This is a genomic window from Streptomyces sp. NPDC001750 (assembly GCF_042892615.1).
Taxonomy (GTDB): domain Bacteria; phylum Actinomycetota; class Actinomycetes; order Streptomycetales; family Streptomycetaceae; genus Streptomyces.
The window spans coordinates 60,889-76,245 of sequence record NZ_JBIAUE010000030.1 but is presented as its reverse complement, the minus strand read 5'-3'; the positions used below and the strand labels follow the sequence as shown (position 1 = coordinate 76,245).

The following is a 15,357-nucleotide window of genomic DNA, read 5'->3' as shown; positions in this document are numbered from 1 at the left end:
GTCGAGCAGCAGGACGTCCTTGACCTCGCCCTTGAGGACACCGGCCTGGAGCGAGGCGCCGATGGCGACGACCTCGTCCGGGTTCACACCCTTGTGCGGATCCTTGCCGGTCAGTTCCCGTACCAGTTCGGTGACCGCGGGCATCCTCGTCGAACCACCCACCAGGATCACGTGGTCGATGTCCGACACCTTGACCCCGGCGTCCTTGACCGCGTTGTGGAACGGCGTCTTGCAACGCTCCAGCAGAGCCGCCGTCAACTGCTCGAACTGCGAGCGCGTGAGCTTCTCGTCCAGGTGCAGCGGACCCTCGGCGGACGCCGAGATGTAGGGCAGGTTGATCGTGGTCTCGGTCGCCGACGACAGCTCGATCTTCGCCTTCTCCGCGGCCTCGCGCAGACGCTGGAGCGCCATCTTGTCCTTGGACAGGTCCACGCCGTAGCCGTTCTTGAAGCGCTCCACCAGGTGGTCGACGACGCGCTGGTCCCAGTCGTCACCACCGAGGTGCGTGTCACCGTTGGTCGCCTTCACCTCGACCAGGCCCTCGCCGATCTCCAGCAGCGACACGTCGAAGGTGCCACCACCGAGGTCGAACACCAGGATCGTCTGGTCGTTCTCCTTGTCCAGACCGTAGGCGAGGGCCGCGGCGGTCGGCTCGTTGATGATCCGCAGGACGTTCAGGCCCGCGATCTGCCCCGCCTCCTTCGTCGCGGTGCGCTGGGCGTCGTTGAAGTACGCGGGCACGGTGATCACCGCGTCCTGGACGTCGTCCCCCAGGTACGCCTCGGCGTCCCGCTTCAGCTTCTGCAGCACTCGCGCGGAGATCTCCTGCGCCGTGTACCGCTTGCCGTCGATGTCGCCGGAGCCGGGGAACCGCCACTGGGCGTCCCCCATGTGCCGCTTGACCGATCGCGCGGTGCGCTCGACGTTGGTCACCGCCTGGCGCTTGGCGACCTCGCCGACCAGCACCTCACCCTTCTTGGCGAACGCCACCACCGACGGAGTGGTCCGCGCACCCTCGGTGTTCGTGATCACGGTCGGCTCGCCGGCCTCCAGAACCGCCACTACGGAGTTCGTCGTTCCCAGGTCGATGCCCACTGCCCGCGCCATGACTGCCTCCCTTCACGGCGAGGACCGATGCCCTGCCGGGCGAGCGGTCGACGGGCCCCCGCCGAAACCGTCGGCGGAGTCCGATGCCGGGCACCGGCCGTCCGCCCGTGTGCGAACCTCCGCGGTCGCGCGATCCGCCGGGTGGCGTGCCGGCACCGCCAACAAGCATCACATTTGTCGCCTTTCGGTTGATATGTTACAGCCCGGTTCGGTGCGGACGCAGCGCGGCAGGGCGCCGGACCGCCGGGTCCGGCGCCCTGCCGTGGCGTTGATTCCGCCCCCGGCAGGCGGAGGTCCCGGGGAAGTCCTCGGCGCCTGCGTCCGTCATCGGCGGGCTCCCCCTGACGGATGCGCCCGCCGCACCCGCTGCCCGTGCGCCGGCTCCCGGTCCGTCCGCCCCGGTCGTACGTCGCCGCTTCGCTCAGGAGCTGAGCACGACCGGCTCGCCGAGGCGCCCGACGGCGGTCCGCCAGGCCGCGGTCACCGCCTGGTGGGCGTGTGCGGTGCGGTCGGCGTGGCTGCCGGTCAGCACGACGGGGGCGCCGACGTGGACATGGACGCCCGGGCGGCGCAGGGGCGCCGTGACCAGTCCGGCGAACTGCTTCGGGCGGCTGCCGGAGACGATCCGCCGGGCCCCGGCCTGACCCAGGGGGACGACGGGCGCGCCGGTGCTGCGGGTGAGCCGTGCGAGGCCGCTGCGGAAGGGCCGGGGTCCTGCCTCGCCGGGGTCCCTGCGCCGGGGCAGACCTCCTTCGCCGTAGATCAGGACCAGGCGGCCCCGCGCCAGGGCCTCGGCCGCGGTGTGCAGGGCCTCGACGGCCCGCCGGTCGCCGCGGTGCACCGGGATGTGCCCTTCCCGGGCGAGCGCACGGCCGAGCACCGGGACGCGCCACAGCCCCGCGGCGGCCATGACGACCGGCTCCACACCGAGCCGGCGGAGCGCCGCGAGGACGACGGCCGGGTCCGCCAGTGAGGTGTGGTTGGCGGCGATGATGCTGCCCGGTGCGAGACGAGCGCCGACGTCGGTGGTGACGTTCAGGCCGACGGCGGCGGGCACCAGGGCGGCGGCGAGGCGGCTGAGCATGTGGACGGGGCCTTTCGGGGGTCGGTCCGTTCACCCCATCGTGGCTCGGGGGCCCGGCGGACGCGTGAGTACCGGTACTCACCCCGCCGCGCCGACGCTCTCCCGTCCGTCGCGCACGGGCAGGGGCGGAGCCGGCGATCCCGGCACCGCCGCCTGCCCGTTCTCCTGGTCCGCAGCCCTCAGACGGCCACGGAGTCCAGGGGGATCGGCCGGAACATCTCCGGTTCCTCGTCGGGAGTCAGAGCCGTCGGGCCGTAGATCCAGTCGATGAACGAGTAGTCGTGGACGTCGCGTTCACGCAGCACCGCGTTGCGCTGCATCCTCCGGACGCCCTCCAGGTGCCACAACTCGCCCCAGACCCGGGCGGTCCCGACGACCCGGCGGCAGTGCTCGGGACGTACCGCCTGGTAGGCGGTGAGTGCCGCGTCCCAGTCGACGCCCGAACCGTCGCCGGTGCGCCGCGCGCGCTGGGCGGCGACGTGCTCGCCGAGCACCCAGCCGTCCTCGATCGCCATGATCGCGCCCTGGGCCATGTACTGCAGGGGCGGGTGCGCGGCGTCCCCGAGCAGCGCGATCCGGCCGGTCACCCATGTCGATATGGGGTCGCGGTCGTACATCCGCCACCACCGGTCGCGCCACATCAGGGCCAGGCCCTTGCGGACCGGGTCGCAGGTCCGCGCGAACGCGGAGTCCAGCTCGTCCGGGGTTCCCCAGTCGTCCTCCCCGGCCAGCGCCTTCGGCGACTCGAAGACGGCGACCTGGTTGAACATCTCGCCGCCCCGCAGCGGGTACTGCACGAAGTGGCAGCGCGGGCCGACGTACACGACGACGTCCTTGCCGTGGACGTCGTCGCCGGCGACCGTCTCGAACGGCACGGCCGCGCGGTAGGCGACGTACGCCGAGCTGACCGGCTCGTCGTCGACCAGCAGCTCCCGGGCGACCGAGTGCAGACCGTCCGCGGCGATCACCACTTCCGCCTCGTCGGCGCGGCCGTCGGAGAACCGGACACGGGCCCCCGCGCCGGTGTTCTCGTACGCCGTGCAGTGGGCGTCGGTCACGAGGTCGACGCCTGCCCGCTCACAGCCGCGCAGCAGGATCCCGTGCAGGTCGCTGCGGTGGATCACCAGGTACGGGTAGCCGTAGCGGGCCTCCAGGTCGCGGAGGTCGAGCCGGGTCAGCTCGTCGGCGTCCACCGCGTCCTTCATGACGATGTTCTGCGGCAGCACTCCCAGGGCTGCCGCCTCCTCCAGCAGACCGTAGTGGTCGAGGATGCGGGTGCAGTTGGGTGCGAGCTGGAGGCCCGCGCCGACCTCGCCGAAGGCGGGCGCCTGCTCGTACACCCGGACCTTCAGGCCCTGGCGGGTGAGGGCGAGCGCGCCGGAGAGGCCGCCGATGCCGCCCCCGACGATGATCACGTCGACGGGTGCGGAGGGGGAGTCGTCCATGGATCAGGTCCTTCTCTTCACAGCCACGGGGGCAGAACGGGGAGGGGGCTTTTGTCGACGGTCGTCACTCCGGTCGTGGGGCGTCCCGCCAGAAAGGCGACGACATCGGCCCGGTCCCCCACGAGCCCGGGGACCGCGTCGGGTCCCCGCCGGGCGCGGATGTCCGCTTCCAGCTCCCGCAGGAAGTCGTCGGGCAGACCGGCGAAGGAGAGCCCGGTGGCGAGGTCCACGGCGTGGACCAGGACCTCGCGGGCGCGCATGTACGGGGTCTCGCTCGCCGGTACGGTGCGACCCCGCGCGGTGACCACCTCGGTCCGCCACGCCTCGTCGGACAGGGCGGCCATCCCGGCGGCCAGTGCTGCGGCGGACTCGGTGAACCACCGCGTCAACTCCACCCCGCTGAACCGGGATCCCTTCTCGATGCCATCCGCGCGCTCCTGCGGCGAGGCGTACATCGGGGTCCTCTCGCCGGTGCGCGCCCAGTGGACCAGGTTGCCGATCGCCTCGGCGTTGGCCGCCAGATGTGCCACGACGTGCTTGCGCGTCCAGCCCGGGAGGGCCGAGGGAGCGGCGTACTCCTCCTCGGGGAGTCCGGCGATCGCCGAGGCGCAGAGCCGGGTCCCGGCGTCGACCCACCCGAGCGCGGTGGCGAGTTCGCGTGCCATCACGCGCCTTCGGGGACGACGCGGTTCTCGAGACGGCCGAGCCCCTCGATCTCGGTGACGACCGTCTCGCCGCCCTTCAGGAAGACGGCGGGCCGACGGGCGTGGCCGACGCCGCCGGGGGTGCCGGTCGCGATGATGTCGCCGGGGTTGAGCCGCACCATCGTCGAGACGTAGCGAACCAGGTGGACCGGGTCGAACAGCAGGTCGCCGGTGTTGTCGGACTGCATGACCCGGCCGTCGACCTCGCAGCGGATGTCGAGCGCCGGGCGCGGCCCGGTCTCATCCGCGGTGACCAGGAACGGGCCGACGGGGGTGCTGGAGTCCCAGTTCTTGCCCTGGAGCCATTCCCGGGTGCGGAACTGCCAGTCGCGGCAGGTGATGTCGTTGAGCACGGTGAAGCCCGCGATCGCGGCGATCGCCTGCTCCTCGTCCGCCCGGCGCACCTGCCGCCCGATGACGACGGCGAGTTCGGCCTCCCAGTCGAACTGCTCGGTCTCGACGGGGCGGCGGATGTCGTCGCCCGCGCCGATCAGGGTGTCCGCGAACTTGCAGAAGAGCGTGGGGTGTTCCGGGAGGTCGCGGCCCATCTCCTTGATGTGGTTCTGGTAGTTCAGCCCCACGCACACGACCTTGGAGGGCCGCGGCACGAGCGGGGCGAAGTCGGCCCCGGCGAGCGGGTGGCGCGGGCCGCCCGCGGTGGCGGCGGACGCGAGACCGCCGGGAGCGGCCAGCACCGCGCCGACGTCGGGCGGGCCCACCTCGACGAGCTGGTCGCCGTCGACGCGGACGGCGACGGTGTGCTGGTCATCCAGGCGGATGGTGGCGAGCTTCATCGGTTGTCCTTCTCGGTCCGGCTGCGGAACAGGTTGAGCTTGGTGAGGATCGGGGCGTCGCTGAACTGGAACAGGTCGAGCGCTCCGGAGTCGGAGTCGGACGCGGACGCCTCGGAGCGGATCGACAGCGGCTGCCAGGACGGAACGACGAACAGGTCGCCGCGCGTCACCGACCAGGAGCGCTCGCCGACCGTGACCCGGCCGGAACCGTCGAAGACCTGGTAGACGGACGAGCCGGTCTCGCGGTACGGCGCGGTCCCGGTGCCCGCCGTGATCCGGTGGAACTGGGCCCGGATGGTCGGCAGCACATCGCCGCCGTGGGTCGGGTTGGTGTAGCGCACCAGGGCGTGGCCGGGTTCGACCGTGCCGGCGTGGCCCGCGCGCTCCAGTTCCAGCTGGGCGGTGAGCGCGGCGTCGGTGTCGACCCAGCGGTAGCACAGCAGCGGGGTGCCCTCGCGGTGTCCGATCTGCGAGACGGGCGCCAGACCGGGGCGGCCCCACAGCCGTTGCGAACGGGACAGGGCGGGACTGGCGTGCTCCTCCTCGCCGAGGGCGTCCCGGCCGAAGTCGAAGAACTGCGCCTCGATGCCGTACTGGAACGGGATGTCGAGCCCGTCGAGCCAGGCCATCGGCTGCTTCGCCGCGTTGTGGTGGGCGTGCCAGTGCATACCGGGCTGGGGGAGGAAGTCGCCCCGGCCCATCGGTACCGGGTCGCGCTCGACCACGGTCCACACGCCCTCGCCCTCGACGACGAAGCGGAACGCGTTCTGGGTGTGCCGGTGCTCGGGGGCGTCCTCGCCCGGCATCAGGTACTGGATCGCGGCCCACAGTGTCGGGGTCGCGTAGGGCCGCCCGCCCAGGCTCGGGTTGGCCAGCGCGATCGCCCGGCGCTCCCCGCCCCGGCCGACCGGCACCAGGTCGCCCGCCCGCGCGGCGAGGTCGAGCAGCCTGCGCCACTCCCACAGGTGTGGCCGGGCGCTGGAGCGCGGATGCTCCGGCATGAGGTCGCCGATCTCGGTCCACAGCGGAACGAGCAGCTCCTGCTCGAAGCCTCGGTAGAGGTGCTCCAGTTCCGGGGTGACGGGGGGCCGGCCGGGTCGGTCCTCGGCCGTGAGGCTGACCGGCGATATGACGGCGTTGGCTTCAGACATGGCCCGACTATCGGCCGGATCCACCGTTCCAGAACATAGAATTCTGCTCTGTGGAACAGCATGTGTGAGGATCGGGACCATGGCGAAGTCGATGAAAACACCCCCCGCCTATACGCCGAGCAGCGTCGACCACGCGCTCCGGCTGGCACAGATCCTCCAGCTCGACGGGTCGGTCACCGTCACCGCGGCGGCCGAGCGCCTGGGCGTCGCCCGCTCCACCGCCCACCGGCTGCTGACCGCGCTGGTCTACCGCGACTTCGCGGTGCAGGACGAGGACCGGACCTACCGGGTGGGCCCCGTGCTCGCCCTGGCCGAGAGCGCCCGGTCCGGCCTCGGCGCGCTCCGCGCGGCGGCCGTCGGACCGATGCGTGCCCTGGTGGACCGGATCGACGAGACGGCGAACCTCAGCATCCGGACCGGGCGGAACGTCCGGATCATCGCCTCGGTCGAGTGCGCACAGGCATTGAGGGCGGGCAGCCGTGAGGGCACGGTCTTCCCGGCCCATCAGGCCACGGGCGGCCTGATCGAACTGGCGGCGCTCTCGGACGAGGAGGTCGGGGCGCTGTACGCCGACGACGACCGGCGGGCGCCGGGGGAGCAGCTGCCGGACCCGGTGCAGCTGCGCCGGGAGCTGTGGGCGGTACGGCGCAGCGGCGTCGCGCTCAACCTGGAGCGCACCGAGCGGGGCGTGGTCGCGGTGGGGTGCGCGGTGAAGGACCGCGCCGGTGCGACGACCGCCGCGTTGTCGGTGTCGATGCCCGGCGTCCGATACTCGCCCAGGATGCTCAAGCCGCTCACGGCCGCGCTGACGTCCGCGGCCGACGCGATCACCCAGGCCCTCTGAGTGCGGAGCCGTGGCAGGCCCCGACGGGAGAGGGCCGTCGGCAGAACCGACAGGAGAACCGGATCCCGGCACGGCGGCTGAATCCGGCAGGAGCGGGAGAGCGGCGGCGGATCAGCTCGGCGGGTCGCGCCGGATCAGTGTGCTGCCGAGCCCGGCGGCCGCCGCCCGCACTTGCGTCACGAACCGCTCGGGCCGGAACCTGCCGGTGGGGCCGGCCACGCTGATCGCGGCGAGCGCCTCGTTGTCGCGCCCCAGCACCGGCGCGGCGACGCACATGAGCCCGGTGGTCGACTCCTCCCGCTCGAACGCGACGCCGGTCTCGGTGACGTCCCGCAGTTGGCGGCGCAGAGCACCCGGGGCCACGATCGTGCGCGGGGTGCGCCGCTCCAGCGGCCCGGACAGCACCTCCCGCCGCAGCTCGTCGTCGGCGTGCGCGAGCAGCGCCTTGCCGATGGCGGTGCAGTGCAGCGGCATCCGCCCTCCGGTACGCGAAGGCGCCCTTGCCTGGCGGTGACCGCCGATCTTGGCGACGTACACGACGTCATGTCCCTCGCGCACCCCGAGGTGGACGGTCTCGTGCGTGCGTTCGTACAGGTCCTGGAGGAACGGCATCGCCACCTCCAGCAGGCTCCGCTCGGGCGCCGCGAGCATGCCGAGCTCGAAGAGGCCGCCGCTGGGGCGGTAGCCCCCGTCGACCCGGTCGAGCAGGCGGTTGTCGACCAGGGCACCGGACAGCCGGTGCACGGTCGCCTTGTGGAGACCCGTGCGCCGTACGAGCTCGGCGAGGCTGACCGCCCGGTCGTCGGGCCGGAACGCCCGCAGGATCGTCACGGCCTTGCCCAGCACCGTGTCGAGACCGCTCGACGCCGATTCCGTCATGGATGCAGCGTATCGCTGAGCGAGACGAAGTGCTGGTTCGGGCGTGCGCCCCGGGCACACAGTGAAGCCGTGACCGAGAACCAAGGGCTCGCCTCCGCGAGCAAGTCCGACATCGCCGCAGCGGCCGCGCGGCTCGCCGAGGCATCCGCCTCCGGTGTGCCCTGCGCGCCCGTGCGAGACCTGATCGGCCGGGACGACCTGGCCGCCGCGTACGCCGTACAGGCCGCGCTGACCGAACGCCGCCTCGCCGACGGCGCTCGGATCACCGGCCGCAAGATCGGCCTGACCTCCGAGGCGGTGCAGCAGCAGCTCGGCGTCGACCAGCCCGACTTCGGCGTCCTCTTCGACGACATGGCCTACGAGGACGGCGGCGCCGTCCCGGCCGGGCGGATCCTCCAGCCCCGGGTGGAGGCGGAGATCGCCTTCGTCCTCCGTGCCGACCTGGCCGACGGACCGCTCGACGCCGCGCAGGTCCGGGACGCGATCGACTACGGCGTCGCCGCGCTGGAGATCTGCGGCAGCCGGATCGACGGCTGGGACATCAGCTTCGGTGACACGGTGGCGGACAACGCGTCCGCGGGCGCCTACGTGCTCGGCACGGACCGGCGCACCCTCGACGAGACCGAACCGGTGGGTGTCGTGATGTCGATGAGCGTCAACGGCACGGAGGTCTCCACGGGAACCGGCGCCGCCTGCCTCGGCGACCCGGTCGAGGCCGTCGTCTGGCTGGCCCGTACGGCCCGCGAGCTCGGCGACCCGCTGCGCGCGGGACAGGTCGTGCTGTCCGGCGCGCTCGGTCCGATGCGGCCGGTGTCCCCCGGCGACACCGTCACCGCCACGCTGTCCGGCTTCGGTGCCGTGACAGTCCGCTTCAGCGAGGGAGAGGCTTCATGAGCAGGACGAAGGTCGCGATCATCGGGTCGGGCAACATCGGCACCGACCTGATGATCAAGGTGCTGCGCGGGGCGAAGCACCTGGAGATGGGCGCCATGGTCGGTATCGACCCCGATTCCGACGGCCTGGCCCGCGCCGCGCGGCTCGGCGTCCCGGTCACGCACGAGGGCGTGGACGGGCTGATCGCGATGCCCGGCTTCGACGAGATCGACATCGTCTTCGACGCGACCTCGGCCAAGGCGCACGAGGCGAACGCCGCCAAGCTGGTCCCGTTCGGCAAGCGTCTGATCGACCTCACCCCGGCCGCCATCGGCCCCTACGTCGTGCCCGCCGTCAACCTCGACGAGCACCTGGGCGCACCGAACGTCAACATGGTCACCTGCGGCGGCCAGGCCACCATCCCGGTCGTCGCCGCGGTCAGCCGCGTCGTGCCCGTGGAGTACGCGGAGATCGTCGCGTCGATCGCCTCGAAGTCGGCCGGCCCCGGCACCCGCGCCAACATCGACGAGTTCACCGAGACCACCTCGGCCGCCATCGAGCGGGTCGGCGGGGCGCGCCGCGGCAAGGCGATCATCATCCTCAACCCCGCGGAGCCGCCGCTGATGATGCGGGACACGGTCTTCTGCCTCGTCACGGCCCCGGACCCGGCGGTCCAGGAGGAGATCCGCCGGTCCGTCACGAAGATGGCCGCCGACGTCGCCGCGTACGTGCCCGGATACCGGCTCAAGCAGCAGGTGCAGATCACCGAGATCCCCGAGGACCAGCCGGTCGGCACGCTCCTCGCCGACGGCGGCACCCGGCCCACCCACCAGGTGTCGGTGTTCCTGGAGGTCGAGGGCGCCGCGCACTACCTCCCGGCCTACGCCGGGAACCTCGACATCATGACCTCCGCCGCCCTTCAGGTCGCGGACCGCATCGCAGCAGGGAAGGCAGACAGCTGATGGGCACCCCGATCTTCGTCCAGGACGTCACGCTGCGCGATGGCATGCACGCCGTTCGCCACCGGATCACCCCGGAGGACGTCAAGCGCATCGTCACCGCGCTCGACGAGGCGGGCGTCGACGCGATCGAGGTCGCGCACGGCGACGGCCTCGCCGGCGGCTCCGTCAACTACGGTCCCGGCTCGCACACCGACTGGGAGTGGATCGAGGCTGCGGCCTCGGTGCTGAAGCGCGCCCGACTCACCACCCTGCTGCTGCCCGGCGTCGGCACCGTGGATGAACTGAAGCACGCGTACGACCTCGGGGTCCGCTCCGTCCGCGTCGCCACGCACTGCACCGAGGCGGACATCTCCGCGCAGCACATCGCGGCGGCGCGCGAGCTCGGCATGGACGTGTCCGGCTTCCTGATGCTCTCCCACATGGCGCCGCCCGAGGAACTGGCCCGGCAGGCCAAGCTCATGGAGTCCTACGGCGCGCACTGTGTGTACGTCACCGACTCCGGCGGCCGGCTCACCATGGGCGACGTGGCCGCGCGCGTCCGCGCCTACAGGGACGTGCTGGACGCCGGGACCGAGATCGGCATCCACGCCCACGAGAACCTCTCGCTCTCGGTCGCGAACTCCGTCGTCGCGGTCGAGAACGGTGTCCGCCGCGTCGACGCCTCGCTCGCCGGTCATGGCGCGGGGGCGGGCAACTGCCCGCTGGAGGCGTTCATCGCGGTCGCGAACCTGTCGGACTTCGAGCACGGCTGCGACCTGTTCCGGCTCCAGGACGCCGCCGACGACATCGTGCGGCCGCTCCAGGACCGTCCGGTGCGCGTCGACCGGGAGACCCTGACCCTCGGCTACGCGGGCGTCTACTCGTCATTCCTCCGCCACGCCGAGGCCGCCTCCGCGCGGTACGGGGCCGATGTCCGCGACATCCTCATGGAGTGCGGGCGGCGCCGTCTGGTGGGCGGACAGGAGGACATGATCGTCGACATCGCCCTCACGCTCGCGGACGAGCGCGCGGAGCAGCCCGCCTGATCCGTCCTCGGGCCGTGACCGGCGCTCAGCGGGGAGCGATCAGCGCCTCGCCGAGCGCCGTCATGGCGTCCGTAAGCTCTCGCATGTACTCCGATATCGGCTTGCCGTCCTCCGACTGGAGGGACACGAAAGCGCCGTCGAAACCGGCCATGCCGAAGTGGGCGAGGGCGTCCGCGACCGTGTTCGCGGCGTCCTCGCCCTCGCCGATGAATGACGAGCGGATCATGTGGCGCATGTAGTCGCGCCCCTCGTCGCGGACCGTGATCACGGTCCGCAGCGCCTCCGGCGCCTCGGCCGCCTCATGGCTCATCACCAGCACCAGCAGCAGGCGCAGGAAATCCTCCCGGTGCTTCAGCACCTCGCCCGTCCGCTGGAGGTACCAGCCCAGTCGCTCGCGCGGACCGCCGCCCTCAGGAGGGTCGCGGTGGGCGTCGCGCATCGCATCGAAGAAGTCGTGCGCCCCTCGCTCCATGACGGCCGACAGCAGCCCCGCCTTGGAGTCGAAGTGGTGGTAGAAGGCACTCTTCGGCAGGCCCGTCTCCTTGACGAGCGCCGACATCGACGTGCCCGCGTAACCGCGCGCGGACATCACCCTCGCGGTGGCGTCGAGGATCTCCTGCCGTGACCGTCGGCCGCGTCGGTTTCCGGAGTGCGCCTGCTGCGCGGAATTCTGCACTCACCGAAGTCTAACGACGTCGTCCACGATTGGCGGTGGGAGAAGGAGCGGCTTCTGGGGCCTTCGAATCCAAGGCGGAGGTCCGGACGCTGCGACGCCGCTGACAATCGTGGGCGAGGTCGTAAGGGCTGCCCCGACCGCCCCTGGCGGGCGCCCGTCCGCGACTGCCGCGCCTCGCCGCGTCGTCGGAGGCGGAAACGGCCTTGGGCGGGCCTTCCGGACACGTCCGCCGCACCGTGTGCGACCCGTCCCGCGCCGCTCCGATCGCGGGCCAGATCGTTTCATCGCGCATCGACCCTTGACACGCGTCCGACGCACGTTGTTAACCTCCCCTGCAAATGGACCGATCGGTCCAAAACTTCCGCACCCATGGCAGTGCGGATGGACAACGGAGTCATCGCATGACCCAGAGCTACGACGCGGATGTCGCCATCGTCGGGTACGGCCCGACCGGAGTGATCGCCGCACTCACCCTCGCCAGGAACGGCGTCTCCACCGTCGTCATCGAGCGGGACAAGGATCTCTACCCCCGCGCCCGGGCCGTGACCGTCGACGACTGGACGATGCGGATCTTCCAGGACCTCGGCATCGACGAGCGGGTCGAGAAGAAGATCGAGCCGCAGCGGGCCCTGCGCTGGGTCACCTACGACGGCACGCAGATCATGCGCATCGACCGGCCGAGGTCGGCGCTGGGATGCAGCGCCCGTGCCTTCAACATCTACCAGCCGACGATGGAGGCCGAACTGCGCGAAGCGGCGCGGGAGTACGGCGACCGCGTCACCGTGCACTACGGCGCCGAGGTCACCGGCATCGACCAGGACGCCGACGGCGTCACGGTCACCTCCGAGGACACGGCGACCGGCGAGAAGCGCACCGTCCGCGCCCGGTACGCGATCGGCGCCGACGGCGGCAGCAGCGCGACCCGCGGCCAGGCGGGCTGTCGGCTGCTGGGCGACACCGGCGACGTCACCTGGGTGGTCATCGACTGCCGGGTCAAGCGCTGGTGGCCCGACCGCGACGTCCTGACGTTCTGGTCCGACAAGGAACGCCCGGTCGTCGACATCGCGCTCTCCGCGGGCAACCACCGCTGGGAGATCCCGCTCAAGCCCGATGAGACCCCGGCGGACTATCCGACCGCCGCCGAGGTGTGGCCGCTGCTCGAAGCCCTCGGCGTCACACCGGACGACGTCGAGATCCACCAGCACGCCTTCTACAAGCACCACGTCCGCATGTCCGACACCTGGCGCAACGGCCGGGTCTTCCTGGCCGGCGACGCGGCCCACCTGATGCCGCCGTGGGCCGGAGCCGGAATGCAGACCGGCATGCGCGACGCCCACGACCTGGGCTGGAAACTGGCCCGTGTCATCAAGGGCGAACTGTCCGAGAGCTGGCTCGACACCTACGAGGCGGAGCGGCGCCCCAGCGCCGCCTTCTACACCGACCTCGCCGTCGCACTGGGCCAGGTCATCAAACAGGAGGTCACTGGGGTCGAGCCGCCGCTCAACGCCCCGCCGGCGCTCCTGGCCGGGTGGCTCAGGGGCCCGGTCGGCGAGACCAGCGCCGTCGGCCAGATGGTCCCGCAGCCGGTCGTCGGCGACACCACGGGCCGGATGGCACGCCTGGACGACCTGCTCGGCAGCGGCTTCGCCCTGCTCGGCGACGACGTCGACCCGGCGACCCTGCTGACGGCCGAGGAGAAGGCCGCCTGGGACATGCTCGGCGCCCGGTACATCGCGGTGCGCCCGAAGTCGGCGCGCACCCAGGGCCCCGACGAACTGGTCGACCTCGACGAGGTCCTGCTGCCGTGGTTGCGCGGATACGGCGCCCGCGCCGTGGCGGTGCGTCCCGACAAGTTCGTCGCCGCGGCCGACGCCAGCGGCCTGGCCGTACCCGCCTGAGACCGGCAGGACCGCGCCCGTCGTCCGGTCCGGGAAGAAGCCCGAGAAGGACGAGGAGGAGTCAGATGTCCGGGGTCAAGGAACTCGGTTACGTCGTCTACGAAGTCAGCAGCACCACCGATTGGGAGAACTTCGGTGTCGAACTGCTGGGCATGCAGCTCGGTGAGCGGACCCACGACGGGTTCACACTGCGCACCGATGAGAAGGCGCACCGCTGGATCATCGTCGAAGGGCCGGCCGACGACCTCGCGGCCTCCGGCTACGAGGTCTCGGACGCGGTCGCGCTCGACGCCCTCGTGGCGAAGGTCCGCGAGGCGGGGATCGAGGTCGTCGAGGGCGATGCCGGTCTCGCCGCGGCCCGCAAGGTGGAGCGGATCTTCGTCACCACGGACCCGATGGGCAACCGGGTCGAGCTGGTCACCGGTCTGGCCGACGCGGCGACCCCGTTCGAGTCCGCGAAACTGCTCGGTGGCTTCGTGACCGGCGCGGGCGGCGCCGGCCATCAGGTCCTGCTGGCGCACGGCGTCTCGCGGGAGGACTACCTGGGCTTCTACACCGACCTGCTCGGGTTCAAGGTCAGCGACACCATCGTCGAGGAACTGGCCCCGGGCATCGTCGCCGACCTGATCTTCCTGCACTGCAACGGCCGTCACCACACCGTCGCCTTCGGGGACATGCCGTCGCCGAAGAAGACCCACCACTTCATGGTCGAGGTGACCGACATCCGTGACGTCGGTGCCGCCTACGACCGGTGCATGGACGCCGAGCAGCCGTTCGAGATGACGCTCGGCATGCACCCCAACGACCACATGTTCAGCTTCTACGTCTTCACGCCTTCGGGCTTCAGCGTCGAGTACGGCTGGGGCGGGCTGATCATCGACGACGAGACGTGGGAGGTGAGGACGCTCGACCGGCTGCACAGCTGGGGCCACAGGCCCCCGGGCGCCGTCGCCGAACTGCTCGCCGCCGCGCCCAATCCCCATGGAGAGGACCACTGATGACCCTCGACCCCAACGAGATCGCGCGCACCGTCCGGGCGGGCGAATGGAACCTGCGCTACTACGAGGCGGGCTCCGGCCACCCGGTCGTCCTGCTGCACGGCAGCGGTCCCGGCGCCACCGGCTGGAGCAACTTCGCCGGGAACATCGAGGCGCTGGCAGAGCACTTCCACGTGTTCGCCGTCGACATGCCCGGCTGGGGAGAGTCGGACGCCGCCACCGTCGACCAGCTCGACCACGTGGACACGGCGATCCGGTTCCTGGACGCCCTCGGCATCGAGAAGGCCGCGTTCGTCGGCAACTCGATGGGCGGCCAGACCTCGCTGCGACTGGCCACCGAGTACCCCGACCGCATCTCGCACCTGGTCACCATGGGGCCGCCGGTCGGCCGGATGCCGACGCTCTTCGGCGCCGGGGACGGCCCCTCGGAGGGCCTCAAGGTCCTCATCGAGGCCTACCACGACGCCGGCCCGGAGAACATGCGCCGACTCGTCGAGATCATGGTCTACGACAAGGCCCGGTTCGCCACCCCCGAGCTGTGCAAGGCGCGTTCGGACGCCGCGCTCGCCCGCCCCGAGCACCTGCGCAACTACGTGGACGGCCTGCCGAAGGGCGCGCCGCTGCCCAAGTGGGTCGACCCGGCTCTCCTCCCGACGATCCAGGTGCCGACGCTGCTCATCCATGGCCGCGACGACCGCGTCGTCCCGTACGAGACCTCGCTCCACCTGCTGGCGAACATTCCGGACAGCCGGCTGGTGCTGCTCAACCGCTGCGGGCACTGGGCGATGATCGAGCACGCCGACGAGTTCAACCGGCTGGTCATCGACTTCGTCGCCAACAACTGACCCGGTCCGCAGGGCCGAGAGGCGCGGCGGGGACGTCACCGTTCCCGCAGCGCCGCATTCCGTACGGGCGGG

15 protein-coding genes are annotated in these 15,357 nt (G+C 71.7%); 7 read left to right on the top strand and 8 right to left on the bottom strand.

From position 1 onward, the window contains the following. The 6 genes from ACFYY6_RS32240 to ACFYY6_RS32215 form a co-directional block, all read right to left on the bottom strand. On the bottom strand, positions 1 to 1,107 hold a 1,107-nt coding region (locus ACFYY6_RS32240), incomplete at its 3' end, for an Hsp70 family protein (RefSeq protein ID WP_351526212.1). A 421-nt stretch (positions 1,108 to 1,528) separates the two neighbouring features. Then, a complete protein-coding gene (locus ACFYY6_RS32235; RefSeq protein WP_388652587.1) occupies positions 1,529 to 2,191 on the bottom strand; it encodes a lysophospholipid acyltransferase family protein in 663 nt (220 codons plus the stop codon). Positions 2,192 to 2,370: 179 nt separating this feature from the next. Then, complete coding sequence (locus ACFYY6_RS32230; protein WP_389196936.1) at positions 2,371 to 3,636, bottom strand: FAD-dependent monooxygenase; 1,266 nt, start codon at positions 3,634 to 3,636, stop codon at positions 2,371 to 2,373. Positions 3,637 to 3,653: 17 nt separating this feature from the next. Beyond that, entirely contained in the window at positions 3,654 to 4,301 is a 648-nt protein-coding gene (locus ACFYY6_RS32225; protein WP_351631730.1) for a maleylpyruvate isomerase family mycothiol-dependent enzyme, read from the bottom strand. After that, positions 4,301 to 5,134 carry a fumarylacetoacetate hydrolase family protein gene (locus tag ACFYY6_RS32220; RefSeq protein ID WP_351631733.1) on the bottom strand — a complete coding sequence of 278 codons (834 nt, stop codon included), beginning with the start codon at positions 5,132 to 5,134 and terminating at the stop codon, positions 4,301 to 4,303. The genes ACFYY6_RS32225 and ACFYY6_RS32220 overlap by 1 nt, the downstream gene beginning before the upstream one ends. After that, a complete protein-coding gene (locus ACFYY6_RS32215; protein WP_351518178.1) occupies positions 5,131 to 6,285 on the bottom strand; it encodes a cupin domain-containing protein in 1,155 nt (384 codons plus the stop codon). Before ACFYY6_RS32215 ends, ACFYY6_RS32220 begins: the two co-directional genes overlap by 4 nt. A gap of 79 nt (positions 6,286 to 6,364) precedes the next feature. On the opposite strand from ACFYY6_RS32215, the gene ACFYY6_RS32210 reads away from it, so the two are divergent. Continuing rightward, entirely contained in the window at positions 6,365 to 7,129 is a 765-nt protein-coding gene (locus ACFYY6_RS32210; protein WP_389196933.1) for an IclR family transcriptional regulator, read from the top strand. Positions 7,130 to 7,240: 111 nt separating this feature from the next. Here ACFYY6_RS32210 and ACFYY6_RS32205 read toward each other — a convergent pair whose 3' ends face one another. After that, positions 7,241 to 8,008 (bottom strand): IclR family transcriptional regulator, encoded by a 768-nt coding sequence (locus ACFYY6_RS32205; protein ID WP_351518181.1) that lies wholly within the window; start codon positions 8,006 to 8,008, stop codon positions 7,241 to 7,243. A gap of 69 nt (positions 8,009 to 8,077) precedes the next feature. Here ACFYY6_RS32205 and ACFYY6_RS32200 point away from each other — a divergent pair, with 69 nt between their 5' ends. From ACFYY6_RS32200 to dmpG, 3 genes are read left to right on the top strand one after another with little or no spacing between them, the layout of a single operon-like run. Next, on the top strand, positions 8,078 to 8,902 hold the full coding sequence (locus ACFYY6_RS32200) for a 2-keto-4-pentenoate hydratase (protein ID WP_389196931.1): 825 nt from the start codon (positions 8,078 to 8,080) through the stop codon (positions 8,900 to 8,902). Then, positions 8,899 to 9,843 (top strand): acetaldehyde dehydrogenase (acetylating), encoded by a 945-nt coding sequence (locus ACFYY6_RS32195; protein ID WP_389196929.1) that lies wholly within the window; start codon positions 8,899 to 8,901, stop codon positions 9,841 to 9,843. Before ACFYY6_RS32200 ends, ACFYY6_RS32195 begins: the two co-directional genes overlap by 4 nt. After that, complete coding sequence (gene dmpG / locus ACFYY6_RS32190; RefSeq protein ID WP_351518186.1) at positions 9,843 to 10,868, top strand: 4-hydroxy-2-oxovalerate aldolase; 1,026 nt, start codon at positions 9,843 to 9,845, stop codon at positions 10,866 to 10,868. Before ACFYY6_RS32195 ends, dmpG begins: the two co-directional genes overlap by 1 nt. A gap of 25 nt (positions 10,869 to 10,893) precedes the next feature. Here dmpG and ACFYY6_RS32185 read toward each other — a convergent pair whose 3' ends face one another. Beyond that, a complete protein-coding gene (locus ACFYY6_RS32185; protein WP_351518187.1) occupies positions 10,894 to 11,544 on the bottom strand; it encodes a TetR/AcrR family transcriptional regulator in 651 nt (216 codons plus the stop codon). A 338-nt stretch (positions 11,545 to 11,882) separates the two neighbouring features. Here ACFYY6_RS32185 and ACFYY6_RS32180 point away from each other — a divergent pair, with 338 nt between their 5' ends. The 3 genes from ACFYY6_RS32180 (at position 11,883) to ACFYY6_RS32170 (ending at position 15,285) form a co-directional block, all read left to right on the top strand. Continuing rightward, positions 11,883 to 13,442 (top strand): bifunctional 3-(3-hydroxy-phenyl)propionate/3-hydroxycinnamic acid hydroxylase, encoded by a 1,560-nt coding sequence (locus ACFYY6_RS32180; RefSeq protein WP_351518189.1) that lies wholly within the window; start codon positions 11,883 to 11,885, stop codon positions 13,440 to 13,442. A gap of 65 nt (positions 13,443 to 13,507) precedes the next feature. Further along, complete coding sequence (locus ACFYY6_RS32175) at positions 13,508 to 14,440, top strand: VOC family protein (protein ID WP_351631747.1); 933 nt, start codon at positions 13,508 to 13,510, stop codon at positions 14,438 to 14,440. Then, a complete protein-coding gene (locus tag ACFYY6_RS32170; protein ID WP_389196927.1) occupies positions 14,440 to 15,285 on the top strand; it encodes an alpha/beta fold hydrolase in 846 nt (281 codons plus the stop codon). The genes ACFYY6_RS32175 and ACFYY6_RS32170 overlap by 1 nt, the downstream gene beginning before the upstream one ends. Positions 15,286 to 15,357 lie beyond the last annotated feature (72 nt).

Coding starts and splice junctions, on each gene's coding strand:
- ACFYY6_RS32205 (WP_351518181.1), bottom strand. CDS start 8,008: ATGACGGAATCGGCGTCGAGCGGTCTCGACACGGTGCTGGGCAAGGCC.
- ACFYY6_RS32180 (WP_351518189.1), top strand. CDS start 11,883: ATGGACCGATCGGTCCAAAACTTCCGCACCCATGGCAGTGCGGATGGA.
- ACFYY6_RS32220 (WP_351631733.1), bottom strand. CDS start 5,134: ATGAAGCTCGCCACCATCCGCCTGGATGACCAGCACACCGTCGCCGTC.
- ACFYY6_RS32175 (WP_351631747.1), top strand. CDS start 13,508: ATGTCCGGGGTCAAGGAACTCGGTTACGTCGTCTACGAAGTCAGCAGC.
- ACFYY6_RS32225 (WP_351631730.1), bottom strand. CDS start 4,301: ATGGCACGCGAACTCGCCACCGCGCTCGGGTGGGTCGACGCCGGGACC.
- ACFYY6_RS32230 (WP_389196936.1), bottom strand. CDS start 3,636: ATGGACGACTCCCCCTCCGCACCCGTCGACGTGATCATCGTCGGGGGC.
- ACFYY6_RS32195 (WP_389196929.1), top strand. CDS start 8,899: ATGAGCAGGACGAAGGTCGCGATCATCGGGTCGGGCAACATCGGCACC.
- ACFYY6_RS32170 (WP_389196927.1), top strand. CDS start 14,440: ATGACCCTCGACCCCAACGAGATCGCGCGCACCGTCCGGGCGGGCGAA.
- ACFYY6_RS32210 (WP_389196933.1), top strand. CDS start 6,365: ATGGCGAAGTCGATGAAAACACCCCCCGCCTATACGCCGAGCAGCGTC.
- ACFYY6_RS32235 (WP_388652587.1), bottom strand. CDS start 2,191: ATGCTCAGCCGCCTCGCCGCCGCCCTGGTGCCCGCCGCCGTCGGCCTG.
- dmpG (WP_351518186.1), top strand. CDS start 9,843: ATGGGCACCCCGATCTTCGTCCAGGACGTCACGCTGCGCGATGGCATG.
- ACFYY6_RS32215 (WP_351518178.1), bottom strand. CDS start 6,285: ATGTCTGAAGCCAACGCCGTCATATCGCCGGTCAGCCTCACGGCCGAG.